This is a genomic window from Streptomyces botrytidirepellens, assembly GCF_003721215.1.
GTDB classification, from domain to species: Bacteria; Actinomycetota; Actinomycetes; order Streptomycetales; family Streptomycetaceae; genus Streptomyces; species Streptomyces himastatinicus.
Genome location: NZ_RIBZ01000820.1, coordinates 1 through 15,077, shown reverse-complemented (window position 1 = coordinate 15,077; position 15,077 = coordinate 1). Strand labels below are relative to the sequence as shown.

The following is a 15,077-nucleotide window of genomic DNA, read 5'->3' as shown; positions in this document are numbered from 1 at the left end:
GGCCGTCCTCGGGGCCGGCGGTCTGAGGGCTGGGGCGGGAGCGTCCCCCTCGGCTCCGGCCGGGGCCCACCCGGCCCGGTCGACATCCCGGGCCTGGCCCCGGGTGGGGTCGGGTGCGGCCCCGGTTCCGGCTGTGCCGGGGCGCGCCCCTCGCCGGGTGTTGGCCGCGCCCTTGGGGTTGGTGGTCCGGGGTCTTGGGGCCGGGGGTGTTCTCCCGCTTCGGCTAGTGCTCTGACCGCGTAGGTTCACCGGGTCGGTGGTCGTGGCGGTTGGATGTGCACTGACGTCCGTCCCGACCGCTGGGGGTGTGGTGGCAGAGCCTGTCCGTGTGCGCAGGTTGACCGATCAGGAGGGGCAGAAACTACAGCAGATCGTGCGCCGGGGCAGCACCAGTTCGGTGCGGTTCCGGCGGGCGATGATGCTGCTGGCCTCGGCCGGCGGGAACCGGGTGCCGGTGATCGCGAAGCTGGTGCAGGCCAACGAGGACACCGTCCGGACGTGATCCATCGGTTCAACGAGATCGGCCTGGCCTGCCTGGATCCTCAGTGGGCGGGAGGCCGTCCCCGCCTGCTCAGTCCTGACGACGAGGACTTCGTCATCCAGACGGCCACCACCCGCCCCACCAAGCTCGGCCAGCCCTTCACCCGCTGGTCCATCCGCAAACTCGCCACCTACCTGCGGAAAGTGCACGGCCGCGTGGTCCGGATCGGCCGCGAGGCATTACGGTGCCTGCTCGCCCGCCGCGGCAGCACCTTCCAGCGCACCAAGACCTGGAAGGAGTCACCGGACCCCGAGCGCGACGCCAAGCTCGACTGCATCGAGCACGTGCTGGAACGCTTCCCTGACCGGGTGTTCGCGTTCGACGAGTTCGGCCCGCTTGGTATCCGGCCCGCCGCTGGCGCGTGCTGGGCTGCTGCTGGTCACCCCGAGCGCCATCCCGCGACGTACACCGCACTCACGGAGTGAGGTACTTCCACGGCTGCTACTCGATCGGCGACGACACCCTGTGGGGCGTCAACCGTCGCAAGAAGGGCGCCGCGACTACCCTGGCCGCGCTCAGGTCGATCCGGGCCGCTCGCCCGGACGGCGCCCCGATCTACGTCATCCTGGACAACCTGTCCGCCCACAAGGGCGACACCATCCGCCGCTGGGCGAAGAAGAACAGGGTCGAGCTGTGCTTCACTCCGACCTACGCGTCCTGGGCCAACCCGATCGAGGCCCACTTCGGGCCGTTGCGACAGTTCACCATCGCCAACTCCAACCACCGCAACCACACCACACAGACCCGGGCCCTCCACGCCTATCTCCGCTGGCGCAACGCCAACGCCCGCCACCCCGACGTCCTTGCCGCCCAGCGTCGAGAGCGCGCCCGCAGCCGCAGTGAGAAGGGCATCTGATGGGGCGGACGAGCGAGGACGGCGGCCTGATCATTCGCTGACGTTCAACGTCGCGCAGTCCGCGACTCCAGTTCGGACAGCACCGCCCGGAGCCGCTCCAGGGCCGCGGTCGTGTCCGGCTCTCCGCGATTTCAAGGTCAAAATGGCAACGACCCATGCCGCTGCCCGCGCCGGTGACCTCGCCGTCGAGCTCGAACGCCGTCTCCAGAGCCTCCTCGACGTCGTCACGATCGATCGGCAGCCCCACGAAGACGATCTCGACGAACAGTCCGGTCCTCCCTCTAAACCCGGCGAACCACAGCGGTCAGAGCACCTAGCTGCTCGCCGGTCGACCGTTCGCCGGCGTCTCGGTTCGCCAGCCGAGGAGGATCGTGCGAAGCGCCTGTTCGGCGAGGTAGCGGGCGCGATCGTTGCCGACGCTGCCGAGGTAACTGAGCGACGCGATGCCGTACAGCGTGCCCCAGAGGATCTCACAAGCCTGGTCGAAATCGGCCAGGACCACGTCGTGTGCAGCCGACCAGGAGGTGAGCAGCTCCTTGAGGACGTCGATGACCGGTTCCGCGACGCGCCGGCGTTCGTCCGCGTCGACCATCGGGTCGTTCATGACCTGGAAGAGGTGGGGGTGCTCGCCGGCGAACCGGATGTACTGCGACGCAATGCGCGTCATGCGCCGGTCCGTATCGGGCTCCTGCGCGGCTTGGCGGAACTCGCTCAGCATCAGGCGGTGACCGTGCGCGACCAGCTCCAGTACGAGCGCGTCCTTGTTGGCGAAGTGCTGGTAGACGACGGGCGCGGAATATTCGACATCGGTGGCGATGCGCCGGATCGTCAGGGCCGCGATGCCCTCGGTCTCGAGGACGTGCAGCGCGGCCTCGATGATCCGCTCCCGGGTGTTCGCCCGTTCGCGGGCCCGTCTCGTGCTGGTCGGCATGGTCCGTCACTTCGCTTCGATGGTGTCCTCGAACACTAGTCACCGCCTTGACCGCGCCGGCGCCGCGCGTCATAGTTAACGCCGTTAGGAATTATAACGACGTTAGGAACGAGTAGTAAGTCATGATTTACCACATCAACAGAGTCACGATGAAGGCCACTGTGACGCCTGAGCAGATCGAAGGGGTGCTGGAGAGCTGGCGCAATCAGGGCCGGTCGAATCCCGCCATCAAGTCCTTCGTCGTCGGCCGCGACCACGGCGGCGACTACACGTACGGCGCGGTGTTCGTCGTCGAACATCTCGACGGGCTCTTCGCCTACCTGACGCACCCGACCACCTACCAGACCGACCACCTCGGGCTGCACCTGGTCGAACGGCTGGAGATCTTCGACGTCAGTGACGACGACGACCCTGACCTGAACGCCAAGATCCAGGAACTGCACCGGCGCCGCAACGAGCTCAACCCGCAGATCGCCGGCATGCTCGCAGACGTGCCCACCTACACCGGCTCCGGCGTGGACGACTGACCGATACCCCGGAGAAGGAGAAACCGTCATGGCCAAGCACGTCATCATCGGTGCCGGTTCCATCGGTACCAACGTCGCTCGTCTGCTCGCCGAGCGCGGCGAGAGCGTCCGGATCGTCACCCGCAGCGGCTCCGGCCCCGAGCACCCGCTGGTCGACCGGGTCGCCGCGGACGCGTCCGACCCCTCCCGCCTAACCGAGCTGTCCCGCGGCGCGGAAGTGATCTACCACTGCGCCAATCCACCCTCATACACGGTGTGGGAGCGCCTGTTGCCGCCCCTGCAGACGGCGGCCATCACCGCCGCCAAGGCGAACGACGCCGTCCTCGCGCTGACCGGCAGCCTTTACGCCTACGGTCCGCAGCCCGGCGGCCGGATGAACGAACACACCCCCATGGCCGCCACCGGGCACAAGGGCCGCCTGCGCAGACGCATGTGGGAACAGGCCCTCGCCGGGGGGATCCGCACCGTCGAGGTCCGCGGCTCCGACTACATCGGCAAGGACGCCAACGGCATCTACTCCCTGCTCATCAAGTCGGCCCTGCAGAAGGGAAAAGCGGCCTGGATCACCGGCCACCTGGACATGCCGCACACCTTCACCTTCAACGGCGACATGGCACAGGCCCTCATCACGCTGGCCTCGGAAGAACGCGCGTGGGGCCGACCCTGGCACGTGCCGTCCGCGCCGGCCGTCACCATTCGCGAGCTGGCGCGGCGCTACGCCGTCGCGGCAGGCCGGCCACCGATCAAACTAATCCAGATACCGCGCTCCGTGACGCGTACGGCCGGGCTGATCGTGCCGATCGCCCGCGAGATGGCCGAGATGGACTACCAGTGGTACGCGCCGTTCCACATGGACGCGACGGAGACCACCGAGACCTTCGGCCTGACCGCCACCGACCTCGACACCGCCGTCCGCAACGAGGTCGGCTGAACTCCCACCGCCACACCGGCAGGCCGACGGCATGGCCGCCGACACCGTGAACATTCGTGGTCACGGCACAACTAGGGCCCTTGGCCTGGTCGACCTCTCGAGTCTGCCCCGGGGCGGCTGCGGTTCCGGCCGCGTCGGGACGCGCTCGCGCCGGGGCCCGCCCGCCTGGCCCGGTAGACATCCCGGGCCTGGCCCCGGGTGGGGTCGGGTGCGGCCCCGGTTCCGGCTGTTGCCGGGGCGCGCCCCTCGCCGGGTGTTGGCCGCGCCCTTGGGGTTGGTGGTCCGGGGTCTTGGGGTCAGGGGCGTCCCCCCCCCGCTCTGGCCGGGCCCGCCTGGCCTGGCCGACCTCCCGAGCCTGTCTCGGGGCGGCTCCGCTCCGGCTGCGGTTCGGCCGCGCCGGACGCGCTCGCGCCGGGGCCCGCCTGGCCCATCCGACATCCCGGGCCTCCTCCCCCGAGTGCGGCCCCGGTTCCAGCCGCGCCGAGGCGTGCCTCCCCGGGCACTGACCGCGCTCTCGGCCAGCCGGTCTGAAGGCTGGGGGCCGGGGGTGTCCCCCGGTTTCGGGAAGGGGCGGGGTGGGGGAACAACCGCGGAGCCGCACCGGGGCACGCCCCGCCTCGGGCGTTGGCGGAAGGCCGCGCGTCGGGCGCGCTGACGAGGCTCGGGGCGGAGCCCCGGTGGGATGGGGGTCAGGAACCGGCTAGGGGCGGAGGCGGACCACCTGGGGGTCGTGGTCGCTGGACTGGTCGGCGAACTCCGCGTTGATGTGGACGATGTCGTAGTCCGGGCCGCGCAGCGCCCGGCTGGTCAGGATGTGGTCCAGCACCTGCGAGTTGCCGTTGTAGACGTACCCGTACCGCTCACCCCGCGGCAGCCTCGTCACCAGGTCCGTCAGGACGCCGCCCTTGGTCAGGGCGGACAGCGCCGGGGAGAACTGGTAGTCGTTGAGGTCGCCCGCGACGACCACCGCCGCCTTCGGGTCGGCGGCCAGCAGGGACTTCACGAAGGTGTTGACCGCCGCGGCCTGGCCCGTGCGCTGGGTTTCCGAGGACCGCGCGGGCGGCTGGACGCGGGCGTCGAGGCCCCGGTCGCCGCCCTTGGAGTTGAAGTGGTTCGCGACCACGAACACCGGGCGGCCCCGGAAGGCGAACTGCCCGACCAGCGGCTTGCGGCTGTCCTTCCACACCTCGTCCCCCGGCTCGATGCGGCCGGGGGAGGCCGACAGGGCCGCCTCGCCGCCGTCCTGAACGACCTTCACCGGCGTCGTCGCGTCGCCGCCCGGGATGTCGGTGAAGGAGACCCGCTTCGGGTTGTACAGGAAGGCGACCCGGATGTTGCCGCCCGGCTCGCCGCCGTCCTGGTCGTCGGCCGGGTTGATCTGCCGCCATGCATAAGAAGGGCCTCCGGCGGCCGCGATGGCCTCGGTCAGCTTCTTCAGGGTGGCTTCGGCGCTCACGACGCCGTCGTTGGTGGCGCCGTTGTCGTCCTGGACCTCCTCCAGGGCGACGATGTCGGGCGAGGCGAGGTTGTCGACCAGGCCGGACGCGAGGCGGTCGAACTTCGACTGCGCGGTCTTGGGGGACAGGTTCTCGACGTTGTAGGTGGCGACCGACAGTTCGCCGGACTTCTGCTTGCGGGTGCGCTCCCGAGTGAGCCCGCGGTCGTCCAGCGTGCCCAGCGCGCCGGCGGCGATCGTGTAGCCGCCGAAGTTGTCGTAGTCCAGCGGCCCGGCCGTCGTCCCGGTGAGCTTGTCGCCGACGTCGGCCACGGGGAAGGGGTGTTCGGCGTAGGGGAGGAGGGAGGCGACCTTGAGGCGGCCCGCGTTCGGGTCGCGGTACGTGTCGTACAGGGCGCCGCCGCGCGCGGTGCGCTTGTGGCGCGGCTCGGCGGTGACCCACAGCTCCTTGTACGTATTCGTCGCGCCGACCACGGGCGCGTCGGCGACCGAGACCCGCATGCCCTCCAGCGACTCGTACCGGTCCAGGGCGTACGAACGCGGCCGCAGCGTCCGGCCCTCCAGGGAACCGTCGGGGGCGTACCGGTCGGGGACGGTGGACGGGTTGAGGCGGAAGGCGGCGGGCAGGTCACCCGACTGCGACCGGACCGTCCAGCTCGCCTTGGAGATCTCGGTCAGCGACTGGAGGCCGGCCGACGCCCCGCCCGGGTAGTACTCGCTCACCGTGCCGCTGACCAGGACCGCGTCCCCGACGGCGACGGACGGGGTGGTGGAGCCGGTGAAGACGAAGATCGCCTCGCTGGTGGCCTGGTCGTCGTCCGGCCGGGGGTCCTGGATCCAGAAGCCGCGCGACGAGCCGAAGGAGCGCACCGCCGTGACCGTGCCGGGGACGTCGGTCACCTGCTTCCCGGCCAGCGGGGATATCCGGGTGCTGCCTTGGATGTCGTGGATGCGGGCCGCGTCCGCGGCCGGGGCGGCGAACGCGGACGACGGGCCGACGAGCAGGCCCGCCGCGATGGCGGTGACGGTGACGGTGACGGACGTACGCCGGGCGAGTGGGGACATGGTGGTGGCCTCCGGTGCGGAGTGAACAGAGGGACAGGGTGGCCTCTACGCGCGTCAATCTCTTGTCTCCGTACGAGAGTTGTCAAGAGTGGTCAGATGTACGGCCCCGGACCAGCGGATGAACAGACACACGAACGGCTGGGTGAACGCGGCGGGCGGCCACATCGGGACGAAACTGCCCCCGCGTTCCGTCTACGCTGGGGGGTCGGGCCGTGCGCCCCGTGCCCTCCGTACCGCCATCCGCCGAGGAGACTTCCGCATATGCCAGAAGACCGCCCCACCATGCCGCCCGTGCGGCTCCGCAGCGAAGCGGAGCTGGCCCGGGACGCGCTCGCCGCGCCGCTTCTCGCCCGCGCGGTACGGCTCGCCCGCTGGGCCGAGCCCGGAAAGCCGGTGGCGTCGGGGGGCGTGCTGTCGGCGGATGATCTGCGGGCGGCGGTGGAGCTGCTGGACCTCGCGGCGGACGAGGACGGGGCCGAGCACGCCGCCCAGGCGTGGCAGCTGGCCGTCGACACCGGGCTGGTCGCGATCCAGGAGTCCGCGGCGGGGGACTCGGCGGATGACACGGACGACGACACCGCGGCCGACGGCGAGCGCGAGCCCGCCGCCACCGCGACCAGCGGCGAGGAGCTCCAGCTGATCACGGGCGGCAGCCCGCAGGACGTCCTCGACATCTGGCTCGACGGCTTCGAGACCGTCCTCGCCGACGCCGCCGCGCCCGACCTCGGCGACCTGGTGGACCAGATCAGCGAGGGCGGCGAGATCGACCTCGACTCGATCGACTGGAACCCGGAGGAGGAGGCCGAGTTCCTGGACGGGATCCTGGGCAACCTCTACCTGCTCACCGCCATGGACGAGGAGGCGGCCGTCGGCTCGGTGCCGCTGCCCGCGCTCGTCGCCTCCATGGTCGTCCCCGACGACATGGACGAGCCCACCGACGACATCCTCGAAGAGGTGTCGGAGGCGATGGTGCGGCTGGACGACCAGTTCCGGCTGCTCGCCCCGACCGGCCTGATCGACTACCAGCCGGTGGACGAGGCGCTGATCGAGGAGGTCGACGGCGAGGTCCGGCTCCACGAGTCCGAGGCGGCGCGGGAACAGGCGGCGCAGGACGAGGAGGAGGACGTCTCCCGTTACGGCATGGTCCGCCTCACCCCCCTCGGCGTCTACGCCGTCCGCTCCCGCATGCTCGACGCGGGCGTCGACGCCCCGGTCGTCGGCGACCTGGCCGACAAGGGCGCGGACGTCCTGCTGGACACCCTCCCCGGCCACCCCGAGTCCGCCGCCCACGCCGAGGCCGAGCTGTGGCTGGGCCGCCGTACGCCGGACGGGGCCGCCCGGGAGCTCCTGGCCGCCGCCCGCGGCGACGACGAGGGCGCCCCGCTGCGCCGCCTCACCTGCCAGCAGACGCTGTCGCTGGTCGGCGGCGCGGCCGAGCCCGCGCTGCGCGAGGTGCTGGACGACCGCCACCTGGGCGGGCTGGCCCGGGTCTGGCTGGCCGAGCACGGCGCGAGGGACGTCCCGGAGCCGTCGGAGACCATGGTCTTCTGGCTGACGGTGGACACCCTGGCCGCGCAGCTCGCCACGGAGGACGACTCCGAGGAGCTGCGGGACCTGGTGCGCGGGCTGGTCGACCAGTCGGGCGGGTTCTTCGAGTCGGCCTGGCGGGTGGACCACCCGGCGACGGCCGACGTGCTGGAGGCGATGGGGCGGCTGCACCCGGACAAGAAGGCTGCGAAGGAGGCCCGGAAGGCCGCCTTCAAGGCCCGCTCCCGGGCGTAACGACCGGCGGATAGCGGGCAGACAGCGGATAGCGCGACATCGACGGGCCCGTTTGGTCCGTCGATGTCTCGTTCCGTTCAACTGCTGTTCGGTCCAGGGCGAAAATCTATGCGCGCAGTGCGCAGCAGCGCGCAGCATGGCGTCCGCAGCCAGGCCCTTGCCGCTCAGGAGATGAAGATGGCCGTCACTCGAAGAGACTTCGCGAAGCGCTCCGCGTACACCGGGGCCGGGTTCGCCCTCGTCGGCACCGCCGGTGTGCTCGGCACCGCGCCCGGTGCCCTGGCGACGGAGACCGCCGGTACCGCGGCGGAGCAGGGAGGCGGCGCCGCACGGCTCGGCTACGGCCCGCTCGTCGCCGACCCCGAGGGCATCCTCGCCCTGCCCGAGGGCTTCACGTACCGGATCATCACCCGCACCGGTGAGACGACGCTGGAGTCCGGCGAGTCCACCCCGTCCAACCACGACGGCACCGCCACCTTCGAGGGCCCCCGCGGCGCGACGCTGCTCGTCAACAACCACGAGCTGAAGGGCCCCCGCTCGGACTGGCCGCACCCCGTCCCCCTGATCGACGGCCTGGTCTACGACCCGGCGGCGTCCGGCGGCTGCACCGTGGTCGAGGTCGCCAAGCACGGCGACCATGTCTCCGAGTGGGTGGGCATCGCGGGCACCTCGACCAACTGCGCGGGCGGGCGCACCCCGTGGGGCACCTGGCTGACCTGCGAGGAGACCGAGGACAAGGCCGGTCAGAACGGCATGACCAAGGACCACGGCTACGTGTTCGAGGTCGATCCGCTCGACCGCAAGGCGAACCGCAGCCCTAAGCCGATCAAGGCGCTGGGCCGGTACGCGCACGAGGCAGTCGTCGTCGACCCCAAGCGCGGCCACCTCTACCTCACCGAGGACGCCTCCGGTCCGAACGGCCTCTTCTACCGCTGGGTCCCGCCGCACGGCTTCGAGCACGGCCGCGGCCAGCTGCGCACCCTCAAGGACGACGCGGGCGTGCTCCAGGCGCCCAAGTGCTACGACGCGGGCGGCAAGTTCGTGGATGACCTGTCCCGCGCCACCAAGACCGGCACGGTCTACGGCGTGGACTGGGAGCCGGTGCTGGACCGCGACGCGAAGTCGGTCTCCGTCCGGAAGCAGTTCAAGGACGGCGAGATCACCCGGGCGCGCAAGCTGGAGGGCATGTGGTGGGCCGACGGGGGCGCGTACATCGTCTCCTCGTACGCCCGTGAGGAGAGCCCGGTCCAGCACGACGGCCAGGTCTGGTTCTACGACCCCAAGCGCCGCACCCTCACCCTCAAGGTGCTGCTGGGCGTCAACCCGGACCCGTCGAAGGACGGCGCGTTCGACGGCCCGGACAACATCACCGTCTCGCCGTACGGCGGTCTGGTGATCGCCGAGGACGGCGAGGGCATCCAGCACCTGTTCGGGGCGACGGACGACGGCCGTACGTACCCGATCGCGCGCAACGACCTGAACATCGGCTCGGCGGAGGAGCCGGAGTTCAGCGAGTTCACCGGCGTGGTCTTCTCGCCCGACGGGGGGACCCTGTACGCCAACATCCAGGACCCGGGCATCATGCTCGCGATCACCGGCCCCTGGCGCCGCCAGGGCTGAGCCGAGGCGCCGAGCCGGGGAATCCCGCGGACCGGGGTCTGCGTTGACGCGTAGGTGACCTCGCGGCTTCGTAACGTCCCCTTCTCCATCCTGGACCGCTCCCGCACCCGGCAGGGGCGGGAGCGGTCCGAGGCGCTGCGCGACACCGTGCGGTTCGCGCGGCAGGCCGAGGCTCTGGGTTTCCACCGCTTCTGGGTCTCGGAACACCACAGCGTCCCCGGCGTCGCCGGATCGGCGCCCACCGTGCTGGCGGCCGCCGTCGCGTCGGCGACGGACCGCATCCGGGTCGGCACCGGCGGCGTGATGCTGCCGAACCACCGGCCGCTGGTGGTGGCGGAGCAGTTCGGGGTGCTGGCCTCCCTCTTCCCGGGCCGCATCGACATGGGGCTCGGCCGCTCGGTCGGCTTCACCGACGGCATCCGCCGGGCGCTGGGCGCCGAGAAGGACGCCGCGCAGGACTTCGGCGCGCAACTGGCCGAGCTGCTGGGCTGGTTCACCGGTGAGCAGCGTACGTACCCCCAGGTCCACGCCCACCCCGCGGAGGGCCTGACCCTGCCCGCCTTCGTCCTGGCGACGGGCGCGGGCGCGGACGTGGCGGCCGAGGCCGGATTGGGACTGGTCATCGGCGACCTCCGCGGCCGGGACCGCATGCTGCGCGCGATCGACCGCTACCGGGCGGGCTTCCGGCCCTCCGCGTGGTCGTCCGCGCCGTACGTCGTCGTATCCGGCAACGTGGCCGTCGCCGACACGACGGCCGAAGCGCACCGCCTCCTCACCCCCGAAGCCTGGGCGATGGCCCACTCCCGCACCCGCGGCAGCTTCCCCCCGCTCATCCCGCCGGAGGAGATCGCCGCGCTGGACATGACCGAGAAGGAGCGCGGCTTCTACGAGGAGGGGCTGAGCGGCCAGCTCTACGGCACGGAGGACGAGGTGGCCGCCGCGCTCGACGAGCTGATCGGGCGCAGCGGCGCGGACGAGGTGCTGGTGACGACGAGTACGTACGACCGCGACGCCCTGCTCGACTCCTACCGGCGCCTGGCCCGGGTGGCGGGCCTGGCAGGGGACCCGGTGTCCGCCTAGCCCCTCGGAGAACCGGGGAGAGATCTTTTCGGGGGTGCCGGGTTCGTTTACGCTGTCGCTCGCTCGAACAATGGGCGGTAGTCCAACGGGGGTGAGGTCGGCATGTCCCGACAACTGGGCTGGCCGGCCGCGCCGCCACCACCTCGCCCACTGGGGCACGGTGACCCCGCCCGGACCGGTCCGTACCGGCTGGAGGGGGTTCTCGGCGCGGGCGGGATGGGCCGCGTCTACCTGGGGCGTACGCCCGCCGGAAGCGCGGTGGCGGTCAAGGTCGTACACCGCGAGTACGCGGGCGACGCGTCGTTCCGCAAGCGGTTCGAGCAGGAGGTGGCCGCGGCCCGGCGGGTGCAGGGCCTCTATACGGTGCCGGTGGTCGACGCGGATCTCCAGGCCGATGAGCCGTGGCTGGCCACGGCCTACGTTCCCGGCCCGTCGCTCCAGCAGGCGGTGGCCGAGGGCGAGCCGTTGTCGGTCGACGCGACGCTGGGGCTGGTCGCCAGGGTGGCCGAAGCGCTCCAGTCCATCCACGCGGCCGGGGTGATCCACCGCGACCTGAAGCCGTCCAACATCATCCTCACCGGTGACGGGCCCAAGGTCATCGACTTCGGTATCGCCCGCGCCGCGGACGTCACGTCGGTGACCGCCACCGGGATGCGTACGGGCACGCCTGCCTACATGGCGCCCGAATACATCAGGGGGCAGAGCGTCACCGAGGCCGGTGATGTGTTCGCCCTCGGGGGCGTCGCCCACTTCGCCGCCACCGGACGGCTCCCCTTCGGCGGCGGCGCCGACCACGCTGTGATCTACCGCGTCCTGGAACACGCCCCCGACCTCGACGGCTGCCCCGAGCCCGTCCGTGCCATCGCTGCCCGCTGCCTGGAGAAGGACCCGGAGAAGCGGCCGACCCCGGCCGAGGTCATCGAGCTGTGCCGCCGGGCCGACGCAACGGGCATCGCCGACGCCCCCACGCGTACCGCCGTGTCGGTGTCAGGGTCCGATCCCGTGACACCCGGCGCCCCGGGCTCGCCCAACGACCCCGGCTCGCCCGACGCCGAGACACGCACCGCACGGTCGCCGCGCGGATCCGGGCCCGCCGCCCCCGTACCGCCGTCCGCTCCGGGCGCGCACGCCCCCGCACGGGAGACTCCGTCGGGGGCGGACACCTCGGCGAACCCGCCGGTCCCGGACCCCCTCACCGTCCCCGCCCCGGGGCTACCCCTCGTGCTCAGCGGAGTCGGGATCTTCGTCCTGGCCATCATCCTGATCGCCCTCTACCTCCCCGACTCTTCCCCCGCCCGCGGCCCCGACTACCCCTATCGCTCGTATCTGCCCACGGCCTCCATCGGCCCCACCGGGAAGTCCGGTGAGGTCCAGGGCATGGCGTTCAGCCCGGACGGCAAGACACTCGCCACCGGCAGCGACGAGGGCAAGGTGCGACTGTGGGATGTCGCCCGCCGTAAGCCCAAAGCCACCTTCACTCAACGCGACGGCGCCGGCAATGACGGGTTCGAGATCCGCAACGTGGCGTTCAGCCCCAACGGCAAGGTCCTCGCCGCCACCAATATGACCGGCTGGGTGACCCTGTGGGACGTGGCCGAGCACCGGCAGATCCGCTTCCTCTACAGCGGCGGCGAAAGCGTGGCCTTCAGCCCGGACGGCAAGCTGTTCGCCACGGGCAGTAAGAGCAAGTCGCTGCACCTGTGGGACACCAACGGCCGCGGAGACGAGCCACTCGCTTACTTCAACCCCACCGCGCCGGTCAAAGATGTGGCCTTCAGCCCGGACGGCCGGACGTTGGCCTCCGCGGGCGACGACTCCGGCAGCAATCTCACCCCGAACCACGCGGCGCTGCTGTGGGACGTGGCGGGCCGTGACCCGGAGCCGTACGGCCAAGGCGATCCACGTGCCACCTTTTCCACGCCCCAAGGAGTCTTGAGCGTGGCGTTCAGTCCGGACGGCAAGACGCTCGCAACCGGCGGCACCGACGACGACGTGCGGCTGTGGAACGTGGCCGCCGGCCGCCGCACGGCCACCCTCAGCGACTCCTACCAGGCGCAGGTCGAGGACATGGCGTTCAGCCCGGACGGCAAGACGCTCGCCGTCCCCGGCGGAAACGGACTGCTGCTGTGGAACGTGGCCGCCCGCAAACCACGTGCCATCCTGACGACCGGCTCCCAGGAGGCGGACAACACGATCCATGACGTGGCCTTCAGCCCGGACGGGCGGCTCGTCGCGGGCCACGACGGCGAGGCCCGCACGGTACGGCTGTGGAAAACCCCCAAGTGAACGGTTGAGCTCAGTCGGCCGACGGCTTCTCCCACACCGACACATGCCGGGGGCTGTCGTTGGTGAACGGCTCCCGTGCCCACCCCTCCCACCGGTCGCGCAGCCGCATCCCGGCGAGTTGGGCCATCAGGTCCAGCTCCGCGGGCCATACGTACCGGAAGGGGAACGGCGTGTACGTGGCGCGGCCGTCCTCCCCGAGTACGAGGTGGTGCGAGCTCATCTCCTGGGTGGCGACGTCGTACGTGTCGAACCCCCAGCGCGTGGCGTCGACGCGGAACGGCACGATGTGCTGCCCCGGGGGCAGCTTCCGCAGTTCCGGGATCGTCACCTCGATGACGAAGCAGCCGCCGGGGGCGAGGTGCCGCGCGACGTTGCGGAAGCACGCCACCTGGGCGTCCTGCGTCGTCAGATTCATGATCGTGTTGAAGACGAGGTACGCGACGGAGAACGTGCCGTCGGCCTGCGCGGTGGCGAAGTCGCCGATCGTCACTCCGATCGCGTCCCCGCCCGGCTTGTCGCGCAGCCGGGCCACCATCGCCCGCGACAGCTCGATCCCGTGGACCGGTACGCCGCGGGCCGCCAGCGGCAGCGCGATACGCCCCGTCCCGACCCCCAGCTCCAACGCCCGCCCGTCCCCGGCGAGCCCCGCCAGCACGTCCACCACCGGGTCCACGACGCCCGGCTCGAACATCTCCGCCGCCGACTCGTCGTACGTCGCCGCGACGCGCCCTCCGAAGTGCCCGTCATCGCTCATGCCCGGGACCGTACTGCGGGGGCGTGCTTGATCGCGCCCCATTTTCCCCCGGCCCCGGGCGCCTGGGGCCGGGTGGTTGTTCCCCCCACCCCGCCCCTTCCCGAAACCGGGGGACGCCCCGGACCCCCGCGCTGGGCCGGTGCCCGAGGCTGTTCGGGTTGAGGACACTCGGCCCGGCCGTGCGCAGGCCCTCTCCGCGCGGGCCTGCGGCGGTTTGGTTCGAGGGGGCGGTGCTGGGGCGGGTTCGGGGAGTGGGGGCGCCGCTAGTGTGCACGGGCTTGGGGTGCATTCGCCTGTGCCCTGGCCCGTTCGGTGCGGGCGTGGCCTGGCGCGCGGCCGGGGCCGGGGTGCCCTCGGTCCGGGGTGGGGTGGCGGACACGCCGCCCGCCGGGGGTGCCCCCGGCCTGCTCAGTGCGGAGGTGTCGGGGGCCGGGGTGTCCCCCGGTTTCGGGAAGGGGCGGGGTAGGGGAACAAAGCCCCGGGCTCAGAGAGGCTTGCCCTCGGGCTTCGCCAGTGTCCCGCCGGGCGCCCCCGGCCCGCTGGGCGCGGGCCTGGGGCGGAGCTGCCGGGGGCCGGGGTGTCCCCGGTCTCGGGAAGGGACGGGGTGGGGGAAAACCCGCCCCCGCACGCCTCAGAGGGCCTTGCCCGCGGGCTTCGCCATCCCCCGCACCGTGCGCGAGTCGACGTACTCGCCCATCGCCGTCATCTCCCACTCGCCCGAGAACTGCTTGATCAGCTTCGCCATCATCACGCCCGTCCGCGGCTCGGCGTGGGTGATGTCGAAGCGGACCAGTTCCTCGTTCGTCTGGGCGTCGACCAGGCGGCAGTACGCCTTGGCCACGTCCGTGAACTTCTGGCCGGAGAAGGAGTTGACCGTGAAGACGAGGCCCGTGACCTCCGGGGGGAGGCCGCCCAGGTGGACGGTGATGGTTTCGTCGTCACCGCCGCCCTCGCCGGTGAGGTTGTCGCCGGAGTGCTGGATCGCGCCGTTGAGGATGGCCAGCTTGCCGAAGAAGCACGCGTCGATCTTCTTGCGGTCGACGCCGAAGGCGATCACGGAGGCGTCGAGGTCGATGTCCGCGCCGCGGAAGGCGGGCTCCCAGCCGAGCCCCATCTTCACCGACGACAGCACCGGCTGACCGCCCTTGACCAGGGAGACGGTCTGGTTCTTCTGGAGGCTCACCCGGCCCTTGTCCAGGTTGATCTTCCCCGAGGCGGGGGGAGTGGGGGGAGCGGTGGGCATGGGGG

At 71.6% G+C, this 15,077-nt stretch carries 10 protein-coding genes and 1 pseudogene; 7 read left to right on the top strand and 4 right to left on the bottom strand.

The window, feature by feature from the left end:
- Nucleotides 1-310 precede the first annotated feature (310 nt).
- Nucleotides 311-1,397, top strand: a pseudogene (locus tag EEJ42_RS42280) (IS630 family transposase).
- Nucleotides 1,398-1,710: 313 nt separating this feature from the next.
- Here the strand turns inward: EEJ42_RS42280 and EEJ42_RS42270 are convergent.
- Nucleotides 1,711-2,328, bottom strand: a complete 618-nt coding sequence (locus tag EEJ42_RS42270) for a TetR/AcrR family transcriptional regulator (RefSeq protein ID WP_123107447.1) — start codon at nt 2,326-2,328, stop codon at nt 1,711-1,713.
- A gap of 122 nt (nt 2,329-2,450) precedes the next feature.
- Here EEJ42_RS42270 and EEJ42_RS42265 point away from each other — a divergent pair, with 122 nt between their 5' ends.
- Nucleotides 2,451-2,855, top strand: a complete 405-nt coding sequence (locus EEJ42_RS42265) for a Dabb family protein (RefSeq protein ID WP_123107446.1) — start codon at nt 2,451-2,453, stop codon at nt 2,853-2,855.
- 28 nt (nt 2,856-2,883) lie between these two features.
- The gene (locus EEJ42_RS42260) at nt 2,884-3,786 is read left to right on the top strand and encodes an SDR family oxidoreductase (protein ID WP_123107445.1); all 903 of its coding nucleotides are present in this window, start codon (nt 2,884-2,886) and stop codon (nt 3,784-3,786) included.
- A gap of 700 nt (nt 3,787-4,486) precedes the next feature.
- Here the strand turns inward: EEJ42_RS42260 and EEJ42_RS42255 are convergent.
- Nucleotides 4,487-6,307 (bottom strand): endonuclease/exonuclease/phosphatase family protein, encoded by a 1,821-nt coding sequence (locus EEJ42_RS42255; protein ID WP_123107444.1) that lies wholly within the window; start codon nt 6,305-6,307, stop codon nt 4,487-4,489.
- A 261-nt stretch (nt 6,308-6,568) separates the two neighbouring features.
- Between EEJ42_RS42255 and EEJ42_RS42250 the strand changes: the two genes are divergently transcribed.
- From EEJ42_RS42250 to EEJ42_RS42235, 4 genes are all read left to right on the top strand, one after another.
- On the top strand, nt 6,569-8,089 hold the full coding sequence (locus tag EEJ42_RS42250; protein ID WP_123107443.1) for a hypothetical protein: 1,521 nt from the start codon (nt 6,569-6,571) through the stop codon (nt 8,087-8,089).
- A gap of 177 nt (nt 8,090-8,266) precedes the next feature.
- Nucleotides 8,267-9,709 (top strand): alkaline phosphatase PhoX, encoded by a 1,443-nt coding sequence (locus EEJ42_RS42245; protein WP_123107449.1) that lies wholly within the window; start codon nt 8,267-8,269, stop codon nt 9,707-9,709.
- A 54-nt stretch (nt 9,710-9,763) separates the two neighbouring features.
- Entirely contained in the window at nt 9,764-10,789 is a 1,026-nt protein-coding gene (locus EEJ42_RS42240; protein WP_123107442.1) for an LLM class flavin-dependent oxidoreductase, read from the top strand.
- A 102-nt stretch (nt 10,790-10,891) separates the two neighbouring features.
- Nucleotides 10,892-13,075 (top strand): WD40 repeat domain-containing serine/threonine protein kinase, encoded by a 2,184-nt coding sequence (locus EEJ42_RS42235; RefSeq protein WP_184503528.1) that lies wholly within the window; start codon nt 10,892-10,894, stop codon nt 13,073-13,075.
- A 10-nt stretch (nt 13,076-13,085) separates the two neighbouring features.
- On the opposite strand, the gene EEJ42_RS42230 is transcribed toward EEJ42_RS42235, so the two are convergent.
- The gene (locus tag EEJ42_RS42230) at nt 13,086-13,829 is read right to left on the bottom strand and encodes a class I SAM-dependent DNA methyltransferase (RefSeq protein WP_123107441.1); all 744 of its coding nucleotides are present in this window, start codon (nt 13,827-13,829) and stop codon (nt 13,086-13,088) included.
- Between the two features lie 631 nt (nt 13,830-14,460).
- The coding region (locus tag EEJ42_RS42225) for a TerD family protein (RefSeq protein WP_184503527.1) at nt 14,461-15,077 on the bottom strand (617 nt) is incomplete at its 5' end.

Coding starts and splice junctions, on each gene's coding strand:
- EEJ42_RS42270 (WP_123107447.1), bottom strand. CDS start 2,328: ATGCCGACCAGCACGAGACGGGCCCGCGAACGGGCGAACACCCGGGAG.
- EEJ42_RS42265 (WP_123107446.1), top strand. CDS start 2,451: ATGATTTACCACATCAACAGAGTCACGATGAAGGCCACTGTGACGCCT.
- EEJ42_RS42260 (WP_123107445.1), top strand. CDS start 2,884: ATGGCCAAGCACGTCATCATCGGTGCCGGTTCCATCGGTACCAACGTC.
- EEJ42_RS42255 (WP_123107444.1), bottom strand. CDS start 6,307: ATGTCCCCACTCGCCCGGCGTACGTCCGTCACCGTCACCGTCACCGCC.
- EEJ42_RS42250 (WP_123107443.1), top strand. CDS start 6,569: ATGCCAGAAGACCGCCCCACCATGCCGCCCGTGCGGCTCCGCAGCGAA.
- EEJ42_RS42245 (WP_123107449.1), top strand. CDS start 8,267: ATGGCCGTCACTCGAAGAGACTTCGCGAAGCGCTCCGCGTACACCGGG.
- EEJ42_RS42235 (WP_184503528.1), top strand. CDS start 10,892: ATGTCCCGACAACTGGGCTGGCCGGCCGCGCCGCCACCACCTCGCCCA.
- EEJ42_RS42230 (WP_123107441.1), bottom strand. CDS start 13,829: ATGAGCGATGACGGGCACTTCGGAGGGCGCGTCGCGGCGACGTACGAC.